Raw genomic sequence first — 22,453 nt, 5'->3', positions numbered from 1 at the left:
CCGTACAGGAAGCGTCCGTACAATTTGTAACAAACCGGAACTTTCCCTTCGTATTGTGGTTTAGCCTGTACCAAGTCTGAACTCAGCGTATCCCGCTAAGGTGCGATCGATGTCCAACGAATCTCTCTCGGCCCTTCTCGATGGCGAATGTAGCGACGCCGAAATCGACCGTCTGCTCCGGCAGATGGACGCCAGTCCGGAGCTGGCGCAGCAATGGGGCCGCTGGCATCTGCGACGTGATCTGGCCGACGGCGCTTCGATCGCGCCCGGTATCTGCATCTGCGCGGGCGTGATGGCCGGGCTCGAAGAACCGGTGTCGCGCGGTCGCGTGGTGGATCTGTCGGCCTGGCGTCGCCGCGTGGTCGAACTGCCGTGGAAGCCGGCCGTCGGGTTCGCTGCCGCTGCTTCGATGGGCGCAGCGGCGGTGCTGTTCATGGGGCCGCAGCACGGCATCGGCACGGTCCAGCCGGCCGCAGGCGGGCAGGAAGGCGAGGCCTACGGCGCCAATGTTCGGGTGAGCAATCCGGTGGTGGTGCGCCCGATGGGCGGTCGCCTGCAGGCGGTGTCGCTGACCGGCGACAACTACGGCCCCACGTTCGCCGACGAAGAATACGCCGCCCTGCTGCGCGACTACATCGCAAGCCGCAACAGCGCGCTGGCCGAGCAGACCGCCGAGGCGGGTTATTCGGCGGGTTATTCGGCCCGTTACGTGCGCTTCGATGCGGCGAACGAAAAGCGCTGAACCTGATCGACTTGGGACGCACCGTTTGACCGAAGCCGGGCGCGACAATGCCCGGCTTCTTGTTTTGCTCATTTCACCCGGCACTCCCCTAGAATGTGCTGACATTTGATCCGGCTACGACCGGATAATCGGGAGTCCTCGCCTCATGATCGATGCCGCGCGTCCCCTACGGCGGATGCTGAACGCCGTTGTCGCGTCGACTTTTGCATTCGCTGTCGCCTCGTGCTCGAAGCCTTCGACGACGGGCGGATATCCCGATTTCGCCGATCTGGTCGAGCGCGTCAGCCCGTCGGTGGTCAACATCAGCACGATTTCGGCGGCTCCTGCACCGGGGGCGCTGGACGGTGGCGGCGGTGGCCCGGAGACGCCCGAGAACGCCCCCGACTGGCTCAAGCGTTTCTTCGATCAGCACGGCCAGGATCGGGGCGAAACCGCACCCGAGGACGACAGCAGCCAAGGTGGCGAAGGCGCGGTCGACCCCGAAGAGGGCGCACCGGGTGCGCCGCAGCCGCTGGGTTCGGGATTCATCCTTTGGGACGATGGCTACATCCTGACCAATTACCACGTGATCCAGGACGCCAAGGAAGTCATCGTGCGCCTGCTCGACCGGCGCCAGTTCTCGGCTCAGGTGGTCGGCTCGGACGAGCGCAGCGATCTTGCGCTGCTCAAGATCGACGCCAAGGGCCTGCCGGCGGTCAAGACCGGGGCCTCCAACAAGCTGCGTCCGGGCCAGTGGGTACTCGCCATCGGCTCGCCGTTCGGCTTCGATTATTCGGTGACCGCGGGCATCGTGTCCGCCAAGGGCCGCAACCTGATTTCCGAGCAGTACGTTCCGTTTCTGCAATCCGACGTGGCGATCAACCCGGGCAACTCGGGGGGGCCGCTGTTCAATCTCGATGGCGAAGTCGTGGGCGTCAATTCGCAGATCTATTCGCAGTCGGGCGGCTACCAGGGCGTGTCGTTCTCGATCCCGATCGACGTCGCCGCCAAGGTCGCGCGCCAGCTCAAGGACAAGGGCCGCGTGACGCGCGGCTGGCTCGGCGTGGTGGTGCAGGAAGTCGATCGCAACCTCGCCCAGACCTTCGGCATGGAGCGCCCGGTCGGCGCGCTGGTGGCGCGCGTGATGGCCGGCAGCCCAGCCGAGCGCGCCGGGCTCAAGGCCGGCGACGTGATCCTGACCTTCAACGGCGAGGAGCTGCCGATCTCGGCCGCGCTGCCGCCGATGGTCGGCAACGTCGATCCGGGCCAGGTCATTCCGCTCGAAGTCCAGCGCGATGGCCGCAAGGTGACGATCAAGGTCGAAGTCGGCGAGCTCGAGAACCAGGACCGCGATGTCGAGGACAGCGGCGACGCCTCGGTGCCCGAAGCGCCAGCTCCGGGCTCCGCCCAGTTCGGCCTGACCGTGAGCCCGCTGCCCGACGAACTGCGCCGCCGCTGGCAGGTGGTCGGCAACGGCGTGCTCGTCGAATCGGTCGCTCCGGGGCCGGCCGCGCGCGCGGGCATCCGGCGCGGAGACATTGTCCAGTCGATCGCGGGGCAGGAAGTCAGTTCGCCGCAGCGGCTCGGCGAGATCGTCGCCCTGTTGACGCCGGGCGTGACCGTGCCGGTGCTCGTCAATCGCGCTGGCACGCCCTCGTTCCTTCCGCTCGAAGTGCCCGGGGCGGCGGATCGCTGATGCGTCTGCGGTTGATCGGGCGGCCGGGCTGCCATCTCTGCGAGGAGCTGCTCGAAGCCCTGCTGGCCGGGTTTCCGAACCAGGCCTGGACCATCGAGCAGGTCGACGTCGACAGCCGCGAGGACTGGCAGCGCCGCTACGGGCTCAAGATCCCGGTGCTGCTCGACGATGACGGCAGCGTGGTCTGCGCCACCTTCTTCGACGCCGAGGCCCTCCGCGACTGGCTGGCCCAGCAAGGCAGGCGCTCGGCGCCGGCGGCCTGAGCCTCATCGCGGCGTCATCGGGGCTCGCTGCGAAGCCGCTATACTGCGCCACTTCTCCTTTTCCCGAGGCCAGCGCACCGACTGCGCGGCCGCGGGCTTCGTCAGCGGTTTATGAAACAAGCGAACATCCGCAACTTCTGCATCATCGCGCACATCGACCACGGCAAATCGACGCTGGCCGACCGCTTCATCCAGCTCTGCGGCGGCCTGGAGGAGCGCGAGATGCAGGCTCAGGTGCTCGACAACAATCCGATCGAGCGCGAGCGCGGCATCACCATCAAGGCGCAGGCGGTTTCGCTCAATTACAAGGCCAAGAACGGCGAGACCTATCAGCTCAACCTGATCGATACGCCCGGCCACGTCGACTTCAGCTACGAGGTGAGCCGCTCGCTGGCCTCGTGCGAAGGCGCGCTGCTCGTCGTCGACGCCAGCCAGGGCGTCGAGGCGCAGTCGGTGGCCAACTGCTACACCGCGCTCGAGCAGAACCTCGAAGTGCTGCCGGTGCTCAACAAGGTCGACCTCAACAATGCCGAGCCCGAGCGCGTGGCCAAGGAGATCGAGGACGTCATCGGCATTCCGGCGCACGACGCCCTGCGCATTTCGGCCAAGACCGGCCTCAACGTCGGCGATGTGCTCGAAGCCGTGGTCGCGACCTTGCCGCCCCCGAACGGTGATCCGGACGGCAAGCTGCAGGCTCTGATCGTCGATTCCTGGTTCGACAATTATCTGGGCGTGGTTTCGCTGGTTCGCGTCATCAACGGCCGCATCCGCAAGGGCCAGAAGATGCGCGTGATGTCGACCGGCAAGGATCACGAAATCACCATGCTCGGCGTGCACACGCCCAAGCGCGTGGTGAAGGATGCGCTGGAGACCGGCGAAGTCGGCTTCATCATCGCCGGCATCAAGGACATCTTCGGCGCGCCGGTCGGCGACACGCTGACCGATCCGGCCAACCCCTGCACCGAGCAGCTGCCGGGCTTCAAGACCGTGCAGCCGCGCGTGTTCGCGGGCATGTTCCCGATCGACGCCGACGATTTCGAAGACTTCCGCGAATCGCTCTCCAAGCTGCGCCTGAACGACTCCGCGCTGCAGTACGAGCCCGAGAATTCCACCGCGCTGGGCTTCGGCTTCCGCATCGGCTTTCTCGGCATGCTGCACATGGAAATCGTGCAGGAGCGCCTGGAGCGCGAATACAACCTCAACCTGATCACCACCGCGCCCTCGGTGATCTACGAGATCACCGACAAGCTCGGCGAGTCGCGCAAGATCGACAACCCGGCCGAACTGCCCGAGGGCAGCGAGTTCGAGGACATCCGCGAGCCGATCATCAACTGCCGCGTGCTGATGCCGCCCGACTACGTCGGCCCGGTGATGCAGCTGTGCATGGAAAAGCGTGGCATCCAGCGCAACCTCAAATACCTCGGCAACACCGTGCAGATGGAAGTCGAGATGCCGATGGCCGAGGTGGTGCTCGATTTCTTCGATCGCCTGAAGAGCGTCTCGCGCGGCTACGCCTCGTTCGAGTATGAGTTCCTGCGCTTCCAGGAGGCGCCGCTGGTCAAGCTCGACGTGCTCGTCAACGGCGACAAGGTCGATGCGCTGGCGTCGATCGTGCATCGCGATGCGGCGTACGCGCGCGGCCGCGACCTTTGCGAGCGCATGCAGGACCTGATCCCGCGTCAGATGTTCGACGTGGCGATCCAGGCGGCCATCGGTGCCAAGATCATCGCGCGCTCGACGGTCAAGGCGCTGCGCAAGAACGTCATCGCCAAGTGCTACGGCGGCGATATCAGCCGCAAGAAGAAGTTGCTCGAGAAGCAGAAAGAGGGCAAGAAGCGCATGAAGCAGGTCGGCTCGGTGGAAATTCCGCAGGAAGCCTTCCTGGCCGTGCTCGGCGTTGAACGCAAGTCCGAGCGCAAGGATTAGGTCGGCGGCGGCAGTCGAACAACAGAATCAGGATCGAAGGAGCAGGGCGAGAAGATGTCGGACGTCCATTTTGATTTCGCGGTGTTGCTGACCATCCTCACGGTCGTGACGGGCATCGGCTGGCTCATCGACACGCTGTGGCTCGCGCGCCGTCGTCGGGGGATCATCGGTGGTGAGGACAAGCCGGGCTGGCTCATCGATTTCTGTCGCTCGTTCTTCCCGGTGATCTTCGTCGTGCTGATCCTGCGCTCGTTCATCGCCGAGCCGTTCCGCATTCCGTCCGAGTCGATGCTGCCGACGCTGATCAAGGGCGATTTCATCCTCGTCAACAAGTTCACCTACGGCCTGCGCGATCCGGTGTTCCATCACCGCTTCTTCGGCAGCAACGAGCCCGCGCGCGGCGACGTGGTGGTGTTCCGCTGGCCCGGCGACCCGAGCCAGGACTACATCAAGCGCATCGTCGGCGTGCCGGGCGACAAGCTCGCATACCGCGACAAGACGCTTTACGTGAACGGCGAAGTCGCCAAGCTCGAAGCAGATGGTGTCTACGCCTCGGGCGGCGATGCGAGCGGAACTGCGGTGCGCTATCGCATGGTCGAGCATCTCGGCGACGTCTCCCATCACATCCTGGTCGATCCCAACCGCGTGTCCGACGGCCTCTGTGGTCCGACCATCGTCGGCGGCCCGAACGTGAACCTGCGCCTGTGCTCGGGTGACGAAATCGTGCTGCCGCCCGGCGAATACTTCGGCATGGGCGACAACCGCGACGGCAGTTCGGACAGCCGCTTCTGGGGCACCATCCCGGAGAAGAATCTCGTCGGTCGCGCCTTTTTCATCTGGATGAGCTGGGACGCGCAGAGCAAGCGGCCGCTGTTCTCCCGCATCTTCTCGTCGATCAACTAAAGACTGGCGAATGCGCCTACCGAACACACAGCGCGGGCTCAGCGGAATCGGTCTGCTGTTCGTGTTCGGCCTGATCGCGCTGGTGGCGCTGATCGTCATCAAGTGCCTGCCGCTGTATCTGAACCAGATGAAGGTGGCGCGCGTGCTGCATTCGGTCAGCGAGGATCCGGAACTGTCGACTGCGGATTCGATGACGATTCGCGAGCACCTGCAGCGTCGCTGGATGATCGAGAACATCGATGGCCTCAAGCCCACCGACGTCAAGATCAGGCGCAACGACCAGGGTCGCCGCATGAGCTACGACTACGAGGCGCGCGCCCACCTGTTCTACAACATCTCCGTGATCGTCGATTTCAGCGACGACCTGCCGCTGCGCAGCGGGACCGGCAGCGACGGCTGAGCCCCGTCTTGGCGAGCAAGACCTACAAGCCGCTGCAAAAGGCGCTCGGCTACGAGTTCCAGGATCTGGCCCTGCTCGACCGGGCGATCACGCATCGCTCGCATGCGGCCGCCAATAACGAGCGGCTCGAGTTTCTCGGCGACGCGCTGATCAATTTCGTCATCGGCGAATACCTGTTCCGCATGCGTCCGACCGCCGAGGAAGGCGCGCTGTCGCGCCTGCGCGCGAGCCTCGTGCGCGAGCCTTCGCTGGCCGTGCTCGCGCGCGAGCTCAAACTCGGCGATGCGATCAAGCTCGGCGAGGGCGAGCTCAAGAGCGGTGGCTGGCGGCGCGATTCGGTGCTCGCCGATACCTTCGAGGCGGTGCTCGGGGCGATCTACCTCGACGGCGGTTTCGAGGTGGCCAAGGAAGTCTGCCTGCGATGTTTCGACAAGCTGCTGCAGCAGTTGCCCGATCCGGAAACCCTCAAGGATCCGAAGACGCGTCTGCAGGAATGGCTGCAGGCGCGCGCGCGTCCGCTGCCGATCTACGAAGTGCTGTCCGAGGCGGGCCCGCCGCACCGTCGGCAGTTCGTCGTCCGCGCCCGCCTGCTCGACATGGAGCACACGGCCGAAGCATTCTCCAACAGTCGGCGTAGCGCCGAGCAGAAGGCCGCGGAGCTGCTGCTGCAGCGCCTGCAGGTCCCGACCACCTAGTTGCACCGTTTTATTTCCGAGCAGAACAGCATGCAAAGCGGCATCGTCACCATCATCGGCCGGCCCAACGTGGGCAAGTCCTCGTTGCTCAACGCGCTGATCGGCCGCAAGGTCAGCATCGTCTCGCACAAGCCGCAGACCACGCGCCACCGCATCCAGGGCGTGCTGCACGAGGAGCGCGGGCAGATCGTCTTCGTCGACACGCCGGGCTTGCATCGCGGAGAGAAGAAGGCGCTCAACAAGCTCATGAACCAGGCGGCGGCCGGCGCGATCCACGACGTCGACCTCGTGCTGTTCGTGGTCGAGGCCGGCAGCTTCCGCGACGAAGACCAGGCCGTGCTCGATCGGCTCAAGGACGTCACGGTTCCGGTCGGCCTGCTCGTCAACAAGGTCGATCGCGTCGAGAACAAGGAAGACCTGTTTCCGCAGCTCGAAAAGCTCGGTGCGCTGCGTGATTTCGCCTTCGTGGTGCCGATCTCGGCGACGCGCGGTAGCAACCTCAAGCCGCTCGTGAAGGAGCTGTTCGATCGCCTGCCGGAAGGCCCGCCGCTGTATCCGGAAGACATGATCGTCGGCTACGACAATGCCTTCGAAGCCTCCGAGATCGTGCGCGAGAAGCTCGTGCGCACGCTGCATCAGGAGCTGCCGTACGCGCTGACGGTGTCGATCGACCGCTACCAGATCGAAGGCAAGCTGCGCCGCATCGCGGCGACCATCTGGGTCGAGCGCGACGGACAGAAGAAGATCGTGATCGGCGAGGAAGGCACCACGCTCAAGCGCGTCGGCACCGCCGCGCGCAAGGAGCTCGAATACCTCACCGGCGACAAGGTGTTCCTGCAGCTCTGGTGCAAGGTCAAGGAGAACTGGAGCGACGATCCCAAAGCCTTGCGCCAGTTCGGCTACGAGTCCGAATAGCCGATCGCTGAAAAGCGATTGCATTCGCCTCTTTGGGGGCATGCGGGGGTCGAAATGCTCATCACCAGGCCGATCTGCCGACTCGTAGACTCCGTTTCCTGCGCTCCCGTGGCCTCAAGCTGCATTCGCTCGCTACGCTGTACAACGACCGGCTAGCGCAATGGCGCGGGCTCGCATCGAACTCGCACTTGCGCACGTGTTGCGGACCCAGCCGTTTCGCGACACCAGCCTGCTCGTCGAAGCCTTCAGCCAGGATCACGGTCGCGTCGGGCTCGTCGCTCGAGGCGCGCGTGCGCCCAAGTCGCGTCTGCGCGCTTTGCTGCAACCGTTCCAGCCCCTGCTGCTGTCGTGGAGCGAGCAGGGCGACCTCGGTTCGCTGACCGGCGCGGAGGCGGCAGCGCAGCCGGTGACGCTCTCCGGCGAGGCCGTGTTCTGCGGCTGGTATCTCAACGAACTGCTGCTCACGCTGGTGCAGCGCCACGATCCGCATCCGCAGCTGTATGCCGATTACACCGAGGCCCTAGCCTTGCTGCCGCAGCGGATCGAGCCTTCGCTGCGACGGTTCGAAATGCGCCTGCTCAACGAGCTTGGCTACGGCCTCGATCTGCCCGACGACCTCGACGCCGCGCTGCATTACCGCTTCGACGCCGAAGAAGGCGCGATTCCGGTGTCGGCCGCGGCTCCGCAGGTGTTACACGTGTACTCGGGCGCGAGCCTGATCGCGCTGCGCGACGAGCGCTTCGACGATGCGGCCGCCTTGCGCGACATGCGCCGTTTGTTGAACCGCCAGCTCAAGCCCCTGCTCGGCTCCCGCGAGCTCGAGAGCGCGCGCCTGCTGAGGGCCTTGCGGGCACGCTCTTCGCTGCAGTAAGTCGCTGATTTTGAGGTGGTGATGCGGCTTCGGCACCGTGCTATCTTCGCGCCGTCGCGGAGCCGTGGGGACGGCTCCGCCGGTTCGAGCAGTGTCCACTGACCCTTCCTGGGTCGTTCCTTTTGGGGGATTCATCGATGCGCAAGACCTTCGTCGCGCTGGCCGCCGTGGCCGGTGCCGCCACGTTCGTTTCGGGCCCGTCCCAAGCCGCCGCCGTCGCCATCGGCGCCAAGGCCAGCACGCTGGGCCTCGGTGCCGAAGCCACGATCGGGATCAACGATTACCTGAACCTGCGCGTGCCGTTCAACACCTTCAGCTACGACTACGACGACAAGGACGGCGGCGACGTCGCCTATGAGGGCAAGCTCAAGCTCAACAGCTTCGGCGCCCAGCTCGATGTGCATCCGTTCAAGGGCAGTTTCTATTTGAGCGGCGGCCTGTTCGCCAACAGCAACAAGATCAACGCGCTGGCGCGCAGCACCGATGCGAGCGAGGCCTACGAGGTCGGCGACAGCGACTACTACACCGACCCGAACGATCCGCTCGCGCTGCGCGGCCGCATCGATTTCAAGAAGACCGTGCCGTATCTCGGCCTGGGCTGGGGCAACGCGATCCAGGGCGATTCGAACTTCTACTTCCGCTTCGAGCTCGGCGCCTACTTCCAGGGCGCGCCGAAGATCGAGCTGACGCCGAGCGGCTCGGCGACCACCGGTCCGAACGGAACCGGAGACCGCTTCACCGTCGGTGACGGCAGCGCGGTGGATCAGCAGTTCCAGGCCGAGGTCGAGACCGAGCGCGCCGACCTCGAAGACGACACCGATGACTACAAGATCTACCCGGTGGTCGGCCTGGCGCTCGGCTGGCGCTTCAAGCTCTGAAGCAGGCCCGCAGCCGGACCGCTGCGGCGATGTAGCGGGGCGGGTCGTGGGGCGGTCATGGCCTCGGATGCGAAGGCTCTACAATGCGCAGCCTTCGCAAACCGAGCCGCCATGACCGCCCTTCCTCTTCGCCTCGGCGTCAACGTCGATCACGTCGCCACCGTGCGCCAGGCGCGCGGCGTGAGCTACCCCGATCCGGTCGAAGCCGCGCTGATCTGCGCGCAGGCCGGCGCCGATTCGATCACCGTGCACCTGCGCGAAGATCGCCGGCACATCCAGGACCACGACGTCAGCCGCCTGCTCGCGGTCTCGAAGATTCCGACCAACCTCGAAATGGCGGTCACCGACGAAATGGTCGGCATCGCCTGCGCGCTCAAGCCCCGCTACGTCTGCCTGGTGCCCGAGAAGCGCGAGGAGCGCACCACCGAAGGCGGGCTCGACGTCGCCGGACAGCTGCCGCGTGTGCGCGAAGTCTGCGCGCGCCTCACCGCGGCCGGCATCGAAGTGAGCCTGTTCGTCGACCCCGACCCGCATCAGCTCGAGGCCTGCGTCGCGAGCGGCGCTCCGCATCTCGAAATCCACACCGGGCGCTATGCCGAAGTCGAGGGCGATGCGCGCGCCGAAGAAGTCGAGGTGATCGCGAGCTTCGCCAAGGCCGCGCATGCGGCCGGCATCGAAGTGCACGCGGGCCACGGGCTGACGCTCGGCAATGTCGGACCGATCGCGCGCATCAGCGAGATTGTCGAGCTCAACATCGGGCACTCGCTGGTCGGTCGCGCGCTGATGGTCGGCATGGCCGAAGCCACGCGCGAAATGATCTCGGCGATGCGCGCCTCGCGTTCGTGAGTCGCACGTGATCCGGCGTCGCAGCGGCGCATATTCGGCGGGCTCGCGCGTCGCGGGCGTCGTCGCCAGTGCACCGGCTGCCGCGCTCTACGGCGTCGGCGTCGATCTGCTGCAGATCTCGCGGCTCGCCGACGTGCAGGCCCGGCATCCCGAGCGTTTCGCCAGGCGCCTGCTGCATCCGCTCGAAATGCAGCGCCTCGAATCGCTGCGCGAGGCACAACGCGATCCGGTGAATTTCCTCGCCAAGTGCTTCGCGGTGAAGGAAGCCTTCGTCAAGGCGCTCGGCACCGGTTTTCGGGGCATCGCGCACGACGAGGTCGGCTGGGTGCGCGGCGCGCTCGGCAAGCCCGAGCTCGTGTTCTCGCCGAAAGTGGAGGCGGTGCTGCGCGCGCGCGGCATCGGCGCGCGACATGTTTCGATCACCGACGAAATCGATTTCGTCTGCGTGGTGGTGACGCTGGAGCGTTGCTGAGGCTTCAGCCGGCTCGGCGCGTCGGCGAGCGGCGTGATTCCAGGTCGACGATCACCGCGCTCTCGGACGAACCTGTCGCCGAGCCTTCGGCCGTGATGGTGCCGAGCGTGTCGTGCAGGGCCGTGCGCAGGCGCGCGAGCCCGCCGGCTCCGACGCCCGCGAAGGCCGACGCGGCGAGCTGCTCTTCCATGTCGCGGGCCGCGGACTTGAGTTCGTGCAGCTGATAGAACGCGGCGGTGCCGTTGAGCGTATGCGCAGCCGCGCGCGCGGCGATCGCATCGCCGCGGCTGAAGGCGTCTTCGAGCTCCTTGAGCTGTAGCGGAAGCTCCTCGCGCAGCAGGCGCAGCAGCTCGGCGTCCTGCGCCAGGCGCGAGGCGCGCGCCGGGCTCGGCACTTCGTGCGCGAGCTCGGGCGTCAATGCGCGCAGCAGCTGGTTTTCGTCGAAGGGCTTGATGAGCACCTGGTCGGCGCCCGCCGAGCGCAGGCTGGCGCGCTCGTCCGGGCTCAGGTGCGCCGAGGTCGCGACGAGCCGCACCGGCCGCTTGCCGGGAATTTTCGCGGCGACCTCGTCGGCGCGGATCGCCCGGATCACCCCGAGTCCGTCGCGGCCCGGCATGCGGTAATCGATCAGCGCGAAGTCGCAGTCGTGCTCGCGCCAACGCTGCAAGGCGGCGTCGCCGTCGTCGGCCTCCACGACCTGCGCTCCGAGCTCGTGGCCGAGCGCGACCAGGTAGCGCCGGTTGGCCGGATTATTGTCCGCGATCAGCAGCTTGCGGCCTTCGAGCAGGGGCACCGAATGACCACTGCGGACCAGCTCGCAAAGCTCGCGGTAGAGCTGGAGGCGGCTCACGGCCTTGGGCAGCGCGCGCGCGGCCCCGATGTCGATGGCCTGCTGCTGGTCGACCGGCGAAGCCGAGGACAGCAGCGCGAGCAGCGGTGGCTGCGCCTCCATGCACAGCGTGCCGAGCGCCTCGATGGCCGGGTCGGCGAGCTCGGCCGGCTTGAGGCCGACGATGACCACGTCGGGCCGGCTCTTGGGCGCACTGTGGCGCAGGCGGGCGGCGAGCTGCGTGACGTCGTCGAACGGCAGCACCTCGATGCCCCAGAACTGCAGCGAATGGCTCAGCGCGAGCGAGGCGGTGGGATGCGTGTCGATGACCCAGATGCGGCGCCCGCGCAGGTGTTCCCAGGCCGGCGAAGCCTCGGTCAGCGAGCGCAGCTCCAGCAGCACGCTGAAGGTGGAGCCGCGCCCGGGCTCGCTCTCGACCGAGACGCTGCCCGCCATCAGTTCGGCCAGGCGCTTGACGATGGTCAGGCCCAGGCCGCTGCCGGGCTGTACGCTGCGTCCGCCGGCCTGCTCGAACGGCTGGAAGATGCGCTCGCGCTGCGCCGCGCTGATGCCGACGCCGCTGTCGGTCACCGAGGCGCGCAGCCAGAAGCGATGCCCCTGCCGGCGCTCCTTCATCACCCGCAGCACCACTTCGCCGCTCTCGGTGAACTTGATCGCGTTCGACAGCAGGTTGGTGAGGATCTGGCGCAGGCGCTGCGGATCGCCGTCGAGCTGCAGCGGAACGTCGTGGTAGATGATGTGGACGAGCTCGAGATTCTTCTCGTAGGCCAGCGGAGCGAGCAGGGCGACCACGTCTTCGACCGCGTCGGCGAGGTCGAAGCGCTCGACGTTGAGCGTGAGCCGGCCGGCCTCGATGCGGCTCCAGTCGAGCACGTCGTTGAGCATCGACAGCAGGCCGCGCGCCGAGCGGTCGAGCGTGGCGAGGTAGTCGCCCTGTTCCTGGTCGAGCCGGGTTTTGCGCAGCAGGTCGGCGAAGCCGAGGATGCCCGTGAGCGGGGTGCGCAGCTCGTGCGTGAGGCTCGAGAACAGCTCGGATTGCTGGCGCAGCTCGCGCTGGGCCTCGGCCAGATGGTTCTGCGTCACCCGCAGGTCGGCGTTGGCGTGTTCGAGATCGCGGCGCAGGCGGTTCACGGCCGCGCGCATGCGCTGCTCGAGCTGGTCGCGGTAGCCGAGCATTTGCTGGCTGATGGCGTTCATCTGCGCGCCGAGGCGTGAAAACGCGGGCGGCAGGTCGGACGGGGCGCGCGATTCGAGCCGGCCCGAGGCCAGCCCGCGCAGGGCCGCTTCGAGCCGGCTGATGATGTCGGCCCAGCGGCGCATCTGGCGCAGGCCCATCGCCAGGCTCGCGAGCGCGAGCACCAGCACGGTGGTGCGAATCCACAGCGGAGTCGTCGTCGACAAGCTCCAGAACAGCGCCGCGATGAGGGCGGCGAGCATCGAGGGGCTCAGCCAGAGCAGGGCGTGGAACAGCCGGCGACCGCGCTCGCGCAGCGTCGGCGGCGCCTGCGTGCCCTGTCGCTCGATCGCCATCGGCTAAACTTCCCGCACCATGAATGCACCCTCCCTGGCCGATTTTATCGGCAATACGCCGCTTGCCCAGCTCAAACGCCTGCCGGGCGTCGGTTCGAACCGCCTGTTCGCCAAACTCGAAGGCAACAACCCGGCCGGCTCGGTCAAGGATCGGCCCGCTTATTCGATGATCCGTCGCGCCGAGGAGCGTGGCGAGATCAAGCCCGGCGATACGCTGGTCGAGGCCACCTCGGGCAACACCGGCATCGCGCTGGCGATGGCCGCCGCGATGAAGGGCTACCGCATGGTGCTGATCATGCCCGCTCACATGAGCGCCGAACGCCGCGCGATGATGAAGGCCTTCGGCGCCGAGATCATTCTCGTCACCAAGGAAGAGGGCATGGAAGGCGCGCGCGATCTCGCGCTCAAGATGCAGAAAGAGGGCAAGGGTCGCGTGCTCGACCAGTTCTCCAACCCGGACAATCCACGCGCGCACTACGAAGGCACCGGCCCCGAAATCTGGCGCGACACGCAGGGCACGATCACGCATTTCGTCGCCACGATGGGCACCACCGGCACCATCATGGGCACCGGGCGCTTCCTGAAGGAACAGAACCCGGACATCCAGATCGTCGGCGTCTACCCGAAGGGCGAATCGTCGATTCCCGGCATCCGCAAATGGCCCGAGCAGTACCAGCCCGGCATCTTCGATCGCTCGCGCGTCGATCGCATCATCGAAGCCTCCGCCGAAGACGCCGAAGCCACCATGCGCCTGCTCGCCAACCGCGAAGGCCTGTTCTGCGGCCCGTCGTCGGGCGGCTCGGTGTGGGCCGCGCTGCAGCTCTGCAAGGAACTCGAGAACGCGACGATCGCCTGCATCATTTGCGATCGCGGCGATCGGTATATCTCGACGGGCGTTTTTCCGGATTGAGGCGCGAACCGATCGTGGCTTTTCCGACCGAACCCGTACTGGTCTTCGACATCGAGACGATTCCCGATCTCGAGGGCGGGCGCCGTCTTCACGGACTCGACAACGCAAGCGACGATCAGGTCTGGACCGCGATGCAGGCGCTGCGCGTAGCCGCGCGCGGCAGCGATTTCCAGCCCGCACATCTGCAGCGCATCGTCGCGATCTCCTGCGTGCTGCGTGCGGGCAACGATTTGAGAGTCTGGTCGCTCGGCGACGAAACCACCGGCGAAGCCGAACTGGTGCAACGCTTCTTCGACGGCATCGAGCGCTATCGGCCGACCATCGTGAGCTGGAACGGCGGCGGCTTCGATCTGCCCGTGCTGCATTACCGCGGCCTGATCCACGGCGTGCAGGCGCGTGCGTACTGGGACAACGGCATCTTCGATCGCGATGCCAAGTGGAACAACTATCTCAAGCGCTACGAGTTCAAGCACACCGATCTGATGGACGTGCTCGCGCTCTACAGCGGGCGCAACAATGCACCGATGCACGAGATCGCGGTGCTGCTCGGCTTTCCGGGCAAGCTCGGCATGGACGGCTCGCAGGTGTTCGGCGCCTACCAGCGCGGCGGCATCGGCGAGATCCGCGCCTACTGCGAAACCGACGTGCTGAACACCTGGCTCATCTACCTGCGCTTCCTGCGCATGCGCGGCATCCTGACGGCCGACGAACTCGCCGACGAGCTCGACCTGGCGCGCAACTTTTTGAGCGCCTCCACGGCGCCGCACTGGATCGAGTACGCAGCGGCCTGGACACGCTGAGCGCTCACCGGTTCCTTCTCTCAAGCTGTACTTCTACTGCTGCACTCATGGGCTCCCGAAAAAGAAAACAGCCGCCTGCGGGCGAATTCCTCGCCGAAGTGACCGACCTCGCCGACGACGGTCGTGGCGTGGCGCGCATCAACGGCAAAGTCACCTTCATCGCCGATGCCCTGCCGGGCGAGCGCGTGCAGTTTCGCTACGTGCGCACAGGGCGCGATGTCGATGAAGGGCAGACGGTTTCGGTCGAGCAGGCGTCGCCCGACCGGGTCGAACCCAAGTGTCCGCATTTCGGCCTGTGCGGCGGTTGCGCGCTGCAGCACCTGGCGCCCGAAGCGCAGATCCGCTTCAAGCAGAAGCAGTTGCTGGAAGGCTTCGCGCGCATCGGCAAGGTGACGGTGGGTGAAGTGGCGCCGCCCATCACCGGGCCGGTCTGGGGCTATCGCCGTCGTGCGCGCCTCGGCGTGAAATACGTGTACAAGCGCGAGACCGTGCTGGTGGGATTTCGCGAGCGCGAAAGCTCGTTTCTCGCCGCACTCGAACGCTGCGAAGTGCTCGATCCGCGCGTGGGGCTGAAGCTGCGCGCCTTCGGCGAACTCATTGCGTCCTTGAGTCTGCGTTCGCAGTTGCCGCAGATCGAAGTCGCCACCGCAGAGCCCGTCGCTCTGGTGCTGCGCGTGCTCGCTCCGCCGACCGACGATGATCTCGAAAAGCTGCGCGCATTCGCGAGCGAGCATGCGGATGTCGATTTCTATCTGCAGCCTGCCGGCCCCGATTCGATCGTGCCGTTCGGCGAGGCGCGCGAACTCAGCTACGCGCCGCTCGTGGAGCCCGATCGCCTGCGCTTTCGCCCCACCGATTTCATCCAGATCAATTCCGAAATCAGCAAGCAGGCCGTTGCGCAGGCCCTCGATTGGTTGCAGCTCAAGCCCGGCGAGCGCGTGCTCGAACTGTTCAGCGGGCTCGGCAATTTTTCGATTCCGCTCGCGCGAACGGGCGCGCAGGTCGTCACCGTCGAAGGCGAAGCCTCGCTGGTGCAGCGTGCGCGCGACAACGTGCAGCGCCTGGGCCTGGACATCGAGGCGCACAAGGGCGACCTGTTCCAGCCGCAGAACGATTCGCCATGGGCCAAGGCGCATTACGACGCGGTGCTGATCGACCCGCCGCGCGCCGGTGCGCAAGAGATCCTGCCGCTGCTCGGCAAGATCGGGGCGCAGCGCATTCTCTACGTGTCCTGCCATCCCGGAACGCTCGCGCGCGATGCGGGCTTGCTCGTGCACGAACACGGCTACCGGCTCGTGCGCGCGGGCGTGATGGACATGTTTCCGCACACCGCGCATGTCGAAAGCATGGCGCTGTTCGTGAAAGATTGAGGTCGACGACGCTTGCGTCGAACAAGCCGAAGCGCCGCAGCCCACGGGCGCATCGTGGGCTGCGGCGCTCTTGCGTCAACTGCGATCAGCGATAAACCAGGCCACCGTCGATCATCGGCGACTGCCCGGTCATGTAGTCCGCATCCGCACTCGCAAGATACGACACGAAGCCTGCGACATCGTCGGGCGTCTCGGCCCGGCCGAGCGCGATGCCCCCGACGAACTTCTGGTAAGTCTCGCCGATGGCGGCGCCGGTGACTTCGGCCATGCGCTTGTCGATCTCCACCCACATGTCGGTGCCGACGACGCCCGGACAATAGGCGTTGACGGTGATGCCGGCGCTCGCAAGCTCCTTGGCTGCGGCCTGCGTGAGCGCGCGCACGGCGAACTTGGTGGCCGAGTAGACACCGAGCAGGGCATAGCCCTCGTGCCCCGCGATCGAACAGGCATTGATGATCTTGCCGCGACGTCCACGTGACTTGAATTGCGTGGCTGCGGCTTGAATGCCCCAGAGAACGCCTTGCACGTTGATGCGCAGGATGCGGTCCACCTGCTCGGGCGTTGCATCGAGCAGCGGTGCGACCTGCGCGATGCCGGCGTTGTTGACCATCACGTCGAAGCTGCCGAGTTTGTCATCGGCCTGGGCGACGGCGTCGAAGAGCTGATCGCGCTTGGCGACGTCGGCGACGTAGACGCTGGCGCGACGCCCGAGCGCGGCGATTTCCCGGGCGACTGCATCGATCTGGTCCTTCTGGATGTCGACGAGCGCGATGTCGGCTCCGTCGCGCGCGAGGCGCAAGGCGATGCCGCGGCCGATGCCCTGTCCCGCCCCGGTGACGAGGGCGACTTTTCCGTTGAGTCTCATGATTTCTCCTGTGTCGGCTTGGCGTCAGCTCAGGTGATGAACCGGCTGCAGGCCATAGACGGGCGTTGCGATGCCTTCCTTGCGCGCCTTGATCTGCAGCGCGAGATACAGCGAGTAGTGCCGCGATTGATGCAGGTTGCCGCCGTGAAACCACAGCGCCTCCTGCTGCGTGGGCTTCCACATGTTGCGCAGCTCGCCTTCCCAGGGGCCGGGATCCTTGGTCGTGCTGCTGCCGAGCCCCCAGCACTTGCCGACCTTGTCGGCCACTTCCTGCGAAATGATCTTCGCGGCCCAGCCGTTCATCGAGCCGTAGCCGGTGGCGTAGATGATCAGATCGGCCGGCAGCCGGCTTCCATCGGACAGGATCACCGCGTCCTCGGTGATCTCCTGCACATCGACCCGACTCTTGAGCTGGATGCTGCCGTTGGCGATCAGTTCGGATGCGCCGACATCGATGTAGTAGCCCGAGCCGCGGCGCAGGTATTTGAGGAACAGGCCGGAGCCGTCGTCGCCGAAATCGAGCATGAAGCCGGCCGCTTCGAGGCGCTGGTAGAAGTCCTTGTCGCGTTCGGCCATCGCATCGAACGCGGGCTTCTGGAATTGCGGCAGGATCTTGTACGGAATAGAGGCGAAGGTCAGATCGGCCTTGGCCGTGGTGACGCCGTTGCGCAGCGCCTGCTCGGAATACAGCGGTCCGAACACGAGGTCCATGAGCGTGTCCGAGCGCGCGATATGTGTCGACGAGCGTTGCACCATCGTCACTTGCGCATCGTGCGCCCACAGGTCGGCGCTGATGTCGTGCGCGGAGTTGTTGGCGCCGATCACCACGCACTTCTTGCCCGCGTAGGCTTCGCCACCCGGATGGCGCGAGGAATGATGCTGCTGGCCCTTGAAGCGTTCCGCACCCTTGAACTTGGGCACGTTGGGCATGCCCGACATGCCGGTGGCGAGCACCAGTTGCTTGGGACGCAGCGTGATCGCCTCGTCTCCGCGCTGCACGATCACTTCCCACTCCTGACGGGCTTCGTCGTAGCGCGCCTGCGTGGCTTCGGTGCTGCCCCAGTAATTCACTTCCATGAGCTTGACGTACATCTCGAGCCAGTCGCCCACCTTGTCCTTGGGCGCGAACACCGGCCAGTGCTCGGGAAAGTTCAGATACGGCAGATGGTCGTACCAGACCGGATCGTGCAGGCACAGCGAGCGATAGCGATTGCGCCAGGCATCGCCGGGGCGCGGATTGCGATCGATCACCAGCGTCGGCACATCGAGCTGGCGCAGGCGCGCGGCGAGGGCGACGCCGCCTTGTCCGCCGCCGATGATCAGGCAGTAGGGCTGCACGCTGTGACCCAGCGCGGCCTCCTCTTCGCGACGCTTGTCGAGCCAGCTGCGCGGATGTTTCTCGATGCCGTGATGGGCCCCGAGCGGGCGCGTGTCTCCGCGCTTTTCCTCGAAGCCCTTGAGCTCGCGCATCGTCGTGAGCAGCGTCCAGGCGCGGCCGTCGCGCAGGCGCAGCTGGCCGTAGCCGCGCGCGAGCCGGGTTTCGAAGCTGATCCAGCAGGAGATCACGCCGGCCTCTTCGGTGGCTTCGCCGTCGAGCTGCCAGTTCGACGGCGCGACGTCTTCGAGCCGCGCATGCAGCATCTCGCTGATTTGCGCGTGGCCTTCGCTGGTCTTGATGTTCCAGGTGAAGGCGATCAGGTCGCGCCAGAAGCCATCCTCGGTGAACGAGGCGGTGACGGCACCGACATCGCGCGCTCGTAGTCTGGAATCGAATTCGGACAGCCACTGCTGCGCGGCTTCGGTTGCATGAAGGCTCATCTGCTTCTCCTCGTGTTATGGGCGGTGCCGTGCCGCATCGGATCGCCTGTCGACGCGATGCGGGCCGGCCTTTTCCATAGCGCGAAAGCCGGGCCAGCTTTCTCCTCGTGACCCGGTCTTTGGTAATCAATAACTTGCGTGCGTCTTGGGCATCTGTCACGCGGGCTTTCGAGGCGAGACTGTGGCGCGGGCCGCCACAGGTGTGGCGATGGCTCGGGCCCCGGCGAAGCCGCGACATCGAATCCGAAGCCTTACAATGGGTGCCGCTCCCATCGGTCCCCAACGCATGCCGCTCGAAATCGAACGCAAGTTCCTCGTCTCCGGCAATGCCTGGCGCGAGCAGGCGCACAAGCGCGTCGCGATGCGCCACGGCTACCTGACCGAACTCGGCGCACCGGCCTCGGTACGCGTCCGTGTCGAGGGCGATGTTGGCAAGCTCAACGTCAAGCAGGCCGTAGTCGGCAGCACGCGCGCCGAATACGAGTACACGATTCCGGCCGACGAGGCCGACGAAATGATCCGCACGCTGTGCCGCGGGCTCATTCTCAAGACGCGCCATTACGTGAACCACGAAGGTCATCTGTGGGAAGTCGACGACTTCGAAGGCGACAACGCCGGGCTCGTGGTCGCCGAGATCGAACTCGGCAGCGAGGACGAAGCCTTCGTGCGTCCATCCTGGCTGGGCGAAGAAGTCACGCAACTACGGCGCTATTACAACAATGCGCTCGCGAGTCATCCGTATTCGCGCTGGACCGAAAATGATGGAGCTTGAGGTCGATCTGCAGCGGCAGCGCATGCAGCTGATCGAATCCGGCCGTACGCTGCGCGAGTTCATCGTCTCGACCGCGACCAATGGGCCCGGCGAGATCAACGGCTCCGGCTGCACGCCGCGCGGTGCGCACATCGTGCGCGCCAAGATCGGCGGCGATCAGCCGCTCGGCGCGGTGTTTCGCGCGCGCCGTCCGACCGGCGAAATCTGGACGCCGGAGCTGCACGCGCAACAGCCCGGGCGTGACTGGATCCTCACACGCATCCTGTGGCTGTCGGGCACCGAGGCCGGACGCAACCGGCTGGGGCTCGTCGATACGTTCCGTCGCTACATCTACATCCACGGCACGCCGTATGCGACGCAGCTTGGACTGCCGGGCTCCAAGGGCTGCGTGCGCATGGACAATGCCGACATCATCGAGCTTTACGATCGCGTGCCGGTGGGCACCGTCGTCCGCATCAGCTAAAACATTCATCCATTACAAAAGCGCCTCACGCCCATGCCTTCGAGCACACCCTTGATCGGCCCGATCATGGCCGACATTCCCGGCCAGGAAGTCACCGCCGAGGATCGCGAACTGCTGAGTCATCCGCTCGTCGGTGGCGTTATCCTGTTCACGCGCAACTATCACGACCCCGCGCAGCTCGCCGCGTTGTGCAAGGACATTCTCGCGATCAAGAGCACGCCGCGGCTGTTGCTCGCGGTGGATCACGAAGGTGGGCGCGTGCAGCGCTTTCGCGTCGGCTTCACGCGCGTGCCGGCGATGGCCATGCTCGGCCGCCTGTATCTCGAAGACGCAGCGCGTGCGCGCGTGGAAGCCCAGGGCTGGGGCGCGACCATCGGCCGCGAACTCGCGAGCTACGGCATCGACCTGCCGTTCGCGCCGGTGCTCGACGTCGATGCCGGCATGAGCCAGATCATCGGCGATCGCGCGTTCTCGGGTGACCCCGAAATCGTCATCGAACTCGCGCGCGCGGTCGCCGCGGGCTTGCGCAGCCAGGGCATCGCCTCGACCGGCAAGCATTTTCCGGGGCATGGCAACGTGGTCGCCGATTCGCATCTGGAGCTGCCGATCGACCGGCGTCCGCTGCAGGATCTCGCGGCGCTCGATCTGCTGCCGTTCAAGCGGCTCATCGAAGACGGCATCGAATCACTGATGATGGCGCACGTGCGCTACAGCGCTTTCGACACCACGCCGGCTTCGCTGTCGCGCAAGTGGATCATGACTTTTCTGCGTCGCAAGCTCGGCTTCCGCGGCGCGGTGATCTGCGACGACTTGTCGATGAACGGCGCGGCCGTGGTCGGCGGGCTCGAAGATCGTGCGCGCCTGGCACTCTCGGCGGGCTGCGACATGCTGCCGGTCTGCAACGACAGGCCGGGTTGCGCGGCCCTGCTCGACGCACTCAAGGACATCAAGCCGAGGCCCAGCAGTTCGCAGCGGCTGCGCAAGCTCTATCGCAAGGAAATCGCATCATGACGCAGGATCTGTCACGGCTCACGCATGCGCGCGAAGTGCTCGCCAGTGCCGACTGCCTGCACAGCGCCGCGGCCGTGCAGGCCGCCTACGATAGCCTCGCCAAGGACATCACGGCGCGCTACGCCGAGCTCAATCCGCTGATACTCACGGTGATGAACGGCGGGCTGATTCCGACCGCCGAAATCGTCGGCCGGCTGAGCTTCGGTTTCGAGCAGGACTATCTGCATGCGACGCGCTATCGCGGCGCGACGAGCGGTGGCGGACTGACCTGGAAGCGCCAGCCCGATCCGTCGCTGATCAGCGGCCGTCACGTGCTGGTGATCGACGACATTCTCGACGAGGGCTACACGCTGGTGGCGATTCGCCGCGCGCTCATGGAGTTCGAGCCCACGAGCCTGGCGGTCGCCGTGCTCGCCGAGAAACTGCACGATCGCCGCGCACCGGGTGCACATGCGGAATACATCGGCCTGACGGTCGAAGACCGCTACGTGTTCGGCTGCGGCATGGACTACAAAGAGTATTGGCGCCAGCTGCCCGCGATCTATGCCGTGAAGGGCCTGTGAGCTCAGTTGATCGGGGGATCGGGCCCGCTGACATCAGCGCGCAGGATGATTCTGCAACAACACGAATAACGCATCGGGTGAAGAAGACAGCATGAGCAACGCAGCACGTCCGAAGATCGCCGTCATCGGCGGCACCGGCATGAACAGCTGGCCGGGCCTGGCCATCGAAGAGCGCGTCGAGGCGATGACGCCGTACGGCGCCTCGTCTGCGCCGCTGTTGTTCGGCAGCGTCTACGGCGTGCGCGCCTGCTTTCTCGCGCGCCATGGCGAAGGCCACAAGATTCCGCCGCACCTGATCAACTATCGCGCGAACCTCTGGGCGCTCAAGCAGGCCGGCATCGAAAAGATCATCGCGATCGCCGCGGTCGGCGGCATCACCGAAGGCTATGCGCCCGCGCGGGTCGGCGTTCCGGTTGATGCGATCGACTACACCTACGGCCGCGATCACACCTATTCGGACGGCACCGATCGCTGGTCGCTGCATCACGTCGAAATGGCCGAGCCCTACAGTCAGTCGCTGCGCCGCGTGCTGCTCGATTCGGCGCAGAGCGCAGGCGTGGCGATCAGCGACGGCGGCGTCATGGCGATCACCCAGGGGCCGCGTCTCGAAACCCCGGCCGAGATTCGCAGGCTCAGGCAGGACGGCTGCGATCTGGTCGGCATGACGAGCTTCCCGGAAGCGCCGCTCGCGCGCGAACTCGGGCTCGATTACGCCTGCCTCGCGGTCTCGGTGAACTGGGGCGCGGGCATCGGCAGCGGCGGCATCCACGACGAGATCGAGAAATCGATGGAGCAGGGCATGACGAAGGTGCGCGCGGTGCTCGGCAAGGCGCTGCCGGCGCTGGGCTGATCGAGGAAATCATGGAGTTCGGGCGCCGCTGCGAGGGCGGCGCCTTGATGCCGATCCGACGCGCT

Annotated in this window: 23 protein-coding genes; 20 read left to right on the top strand and 3 right to left on the bottom strand. The window is 66.0% G+C overall.

Features of this window, described 5'->3' with window-relative positions; translation table 11 throughout:
• Positions 1 to 109: 109 nt before the first annotated feature.
• The 12 genes from WQQ_RS02745 (at position 110) to acpS (ending at position 10,586) form a co-directional block, all read left to right on the top strand.
• Positions 110 to 742, top strand: a complete 633-nt coding sequence (locus tag WQQ_RS02745) for a sigma-E factor negative regulatory protein (protein WP_007183522.1) — start codon at positions 110 to 112, stop codon at positions 740 to 742.
• A gap of 175 nt (positions 743 to 917) precedes the next feature.
• On the top strand, positions 918 to 2,417 hold the full coding sequence (locus WQQ_RS02740; protein ID WP_157534481.1) for a Do family serine endopeptidase: 1,500 nt from the start codon (positions 918 to 920) through the stop codon (positions 2,415 to 2,417).
• Entirely contained in the window at positions 2,417 to 2,680 is a 264-nt protein-coding gene (locus tag WQQ_RS02735) for a glutaredoxin family protein (protein ID WP_007183520.1), read from the top strand. The genes WQQ_RS02740 and WQQ_RS02735 overlap by 1 nt, the downstream gene beginning before the upstream one ends.
• A gap of 111 nt (positions 2,681 to 2,791) precedes the next feature.
• Positions 2,792 to 4,606 carry a translation elongation factor 4 gene (lepA, locus tag WQQ_RS02730; RefSeq protein ID WP_007183519.1) on the top strand — a complete coding sequence of 605 codons (1,815 nt, stop codon included), beginning with the start codon at positions 2,792 to 2,794 and terminating at the stop codon, positions 4,604 to 4,606.
• 54 nt (positions 4,607 to 4,660) lie between these two features.
• Positions 4,661 to 5,509 (top strand): signal peptidase I, encoded by an 849-nt coding sequence (lepB, locus tag WQQ_RS02725; RefSeq protein WP_007183517.1) that lies wholly within the window; start codon positions 4,661 to 4,663, stop codon positions 5,507 to 5,509.
• Between the two features lie 10 nt (positions 5,510 to 5,519).
• Positions 5,520 to 5,909: a DUF4845 domain-containing protein gene (locus tag WQQ_RS02720; RefSeq protein ID WP_007183516.1), complete on the top strand. Its 390-nt coding sequence runs from the start codon at positions 5,520 to 5,522 to the stop codon at positions 5,907 to 5,909.
• Positions 5,910 to 5,917: 8 nt separating this feature from the next.
• Positions 5,918 to 6,604: a ribonuclease III gene (gene rnc / locus WQQ_RS02715; RefSeq protein WP_007183515.1), complete on the top strand. Its 687-nt coding sequence runs from the start codon at positions 5,918 to 5,920 to the stop codon at positions 6,602 to 6,604.
• A 12-nt stretch (positions 6,605 to 6,616) separates the two neighbouring features.
• Positions 6,617 to 7,519 carry a GTPase Era gene (gene era / locus WQQ_RS02710; RefSeq protein WP_040453486.1) on the top strand — a complete coding sequence of 301 codons (903 nt, stop codon included), beginning with the start codon at positions 6,617 to 6,619 and terminating at the stop codon, positions 7,517 to 7,519.
• A 160-nt stretch (positions 7,520 to 7,679) separates the two neighbouring features.
• Positions 7,680 to 8,390 (top strand): DNA repair protein RecO, encoded by a 711-nt coding sequence (gene recO, locus WQQ_RS02705; RefSeq protein ID WP_007183512.1) that lies wholly within the window; start codon positions 7,680 to 7,682, stop codon positions 8,388 to 8,390.
• 137 nt (positions 8,391 to 8,527) lie between these two features.
• Complete coding sequence (locus WQQ_RS02700; protein WP_007183511.1) at positions 8,528 to 9,268, top strand: hypothetical protein; 741 nt, start codon at positions 8,528 to 8,530, stop codon at positions 9,266 to 9,268.
• A 111-nt stretch (positions 9,269 to 9,379) separates the two neighbouring features.
• A complete protein-coding gene (locus WQQ_RS02695) occupies positions 9,380 to 10,114 on the top strand; it encodes a pyridoxine 5'-phosphate synthase (RefSeq protein ID WP_007183510.1) in 735 nt (244 codons plus the stop codon).
• A 7-nt stretch (positions 10,115 to 10,121) separates the two neighbouring features.
• Positions 10,122 to 10,586, top strand: coding sequence for a holo-ACP synthase (acpS, locus tag WQQ_RS02690; RefSeq protein ID WP_007183509.1), 465 nt, complete (start codon positions 10,122 to 10,124; stop codon positions 10,584 to 10,586).
• Positions 10,587 to 10,590: 4 nt separating this feature from the next.
• On the opposite strand, the gene WQQ_RS02685 is transcribed toward acpS, so the two are convergent.
• A complete protein-coding gene (locus tag WQQ_RS02685) occupies positions 10,591 to 12,966 on the bottom strand; it encodes an ATP-binding protein (protein WP_007183508.1) in 2,376 nt (791 codons plus the stop codon).
• A 19-nt stretch (positions 12,967 to 12,985) separates the two neighbouring features.
• Here WQQ_RS02685 and cysM point away from each other — a divergent pair, with 19 nt between their 5' ends.
• Genes cysM through rlmD form a run of 3 tightly spaced genes read left to right on the top strand, consistent with a single transcriptional unit; the run spans position 12,986 to position 16,046 of the window.
• Positions 12,986 to 13,876 carry a cysteine synthase CysM gene (gene cysM, locus WQQ_RS02680; RefSeq protein ID WP_007183507.1) on the top strand — a complete coding sequence of 297 codons (891 nt, stop codon included), beginning with the start codon at positions 12,986 to 12,988 and terminating at the stop codon, positions 13,874 to 13,876.
• A gap of 14 nt (positions 13,877 to 13,890) precedes the next feature.
• Positions 13,891 to 14,676: a 3'-5' exonuclease gene (locus WQQ_RS02675; RefSeq protein ID WP_007183506.1), complete on the top strand. Its 786-nt coding sequence runs from the start codon at positions 13,891 to 13,893 to the stop codon at positions 14,674 to 14,676.
• A 47-nt stretch (positions 14,677 to 14,723) separates the two neighbouring features.
• Entirely contained in the window at positions 14,724 to 16,046 is a 1,323-nt protein-coding gene (rlmD, locus tag WQQ_RS02670) for a 23S rRNA (uracil(1939)-C(5))-methyltransferase RlmD (RefSeq protein ID WP_007183505.1), read from the top strand.
• Positions 16,047 to 16,131: 85 nt separating this feature from the next.
• On the opposite strand, the gene WQQ_RS02665 is transcribed toward rlmD, so the two are convergent.
• Positions 16,132 to 16,911, bottom strand: coding sequence for an acetoin reductase (locus tag WQQ_RS02665; protein ID WP_007183504.1), 780 nt, complete (start codon positions 16,909 to 16,911; stop codon positions 16,132 to 16,134).
• A gap of 24 nt (positions 16,912 to 16,935) precedes the next feature.
• Positions 16,936 to 18,729, bottom strand: coding sequence for a flavin-containing monooxygenase (locus WQQ_RS02660; RefSeq protein ID WP_007183503.1), 1,794 nt, complete (start codon positions 18,727 to 18,729; stop codon positions 16,936 to 16,938).
• Between the two features lie 286 nt (positions 18,730 to 19,015).
• On the opposite strand from WQQ_RS02660, the gene WQQ_RS02655 reads away from it, so the two are divergent.
• The 5 genes from WQQ_RS02655 to WQQ_RS02635 all read left to right on the top strand — a co-directional run bounded on the left by WQQ_RS02655 (position 19,016) and on the right by WQQ_RS02635 (position 22,388).
• Complete coding sequence (locus tag WQQ_RS02655) at positions 19,016 to 19,501, top strand: CYTH domain-containing protein (RefSeq protein ID WP_007183502.1); 486 nt, start codon at positions 19,016 to 19,018, stop codon at positions 19,499 to 19,501.
• Positions 19,491 to 19,964, top strand: a complete 474-nt coding sequence (locus tag WQQ_RS02650; RefSeq protein WP_007183501.1) for a L,D-transpeptidase — start codon at positions 19,491 to 19,493, stop codon at positions 19,962 to 19,964. The genes WQQ_RS02655 and WQQ_RS02650 overlap by 11 nt, the downstream gene beginning before the upstream one ends.
• 33 nt (positions 19,965 to 19,997) lie before the next feature.
• Positions 19,998 to 20,975 carry a beta-N-acetylhexosaminidase gene (gene nagZ, locus WQQ_RS02645; protein WP_040452866.1) on the top strand — a complete coding sequence of 326 codons (978 nt, stop codon included), beginning with the start codon at positions 19,998 to 20,000 and terminating at the stop codon, positions 20,973 to 20,975.
• Entirely contained in the window at positions 20,972 to 21,538 is a 567-nt protein-coding gene (locus WQQ_RS02640) for a hypoxanthine-guanine phosphoribosyltransferase (protein WP_007183499.1), read from the top strand. The genes nagZ and WQQ_RS02640 overlap by 4 nt, the downstream gene beginning before the upstream one ends.
• 91 nt (positions 21,539 to 21,629) lie before the next feature.
• Positions 21,630 to 22,388: an S-methyl-5'-thioinosine phosphorylase gene (locus tag WQQ_RS02635; protein ID WP_007183498.1), complete on the top strand. Its 759-nt coding sequence runs from the start codon at positions 21,630 to 21,632 to the stop codon at positions 22,386 to 22,388.
• Positions 22,389 to 22,453 lie beyond the last annotated feature (65 nt).

The organism is Hydrocarboniphaga effusa AP103, assembly GCF_000271305.1.
Taxonomy (GTDB): domain Bacteria; phylum Pseudomonadota; class Gammaproteobacteria; order Nevskiales; family Nevskiaceae; genus Hydrocarboniphaga; species Hydrocarboniphaga effusa.
Note: the sequence above shows the minus strand (reverse complement) of the source record. Positions and strands in the feature narration are given on the sequence as shown.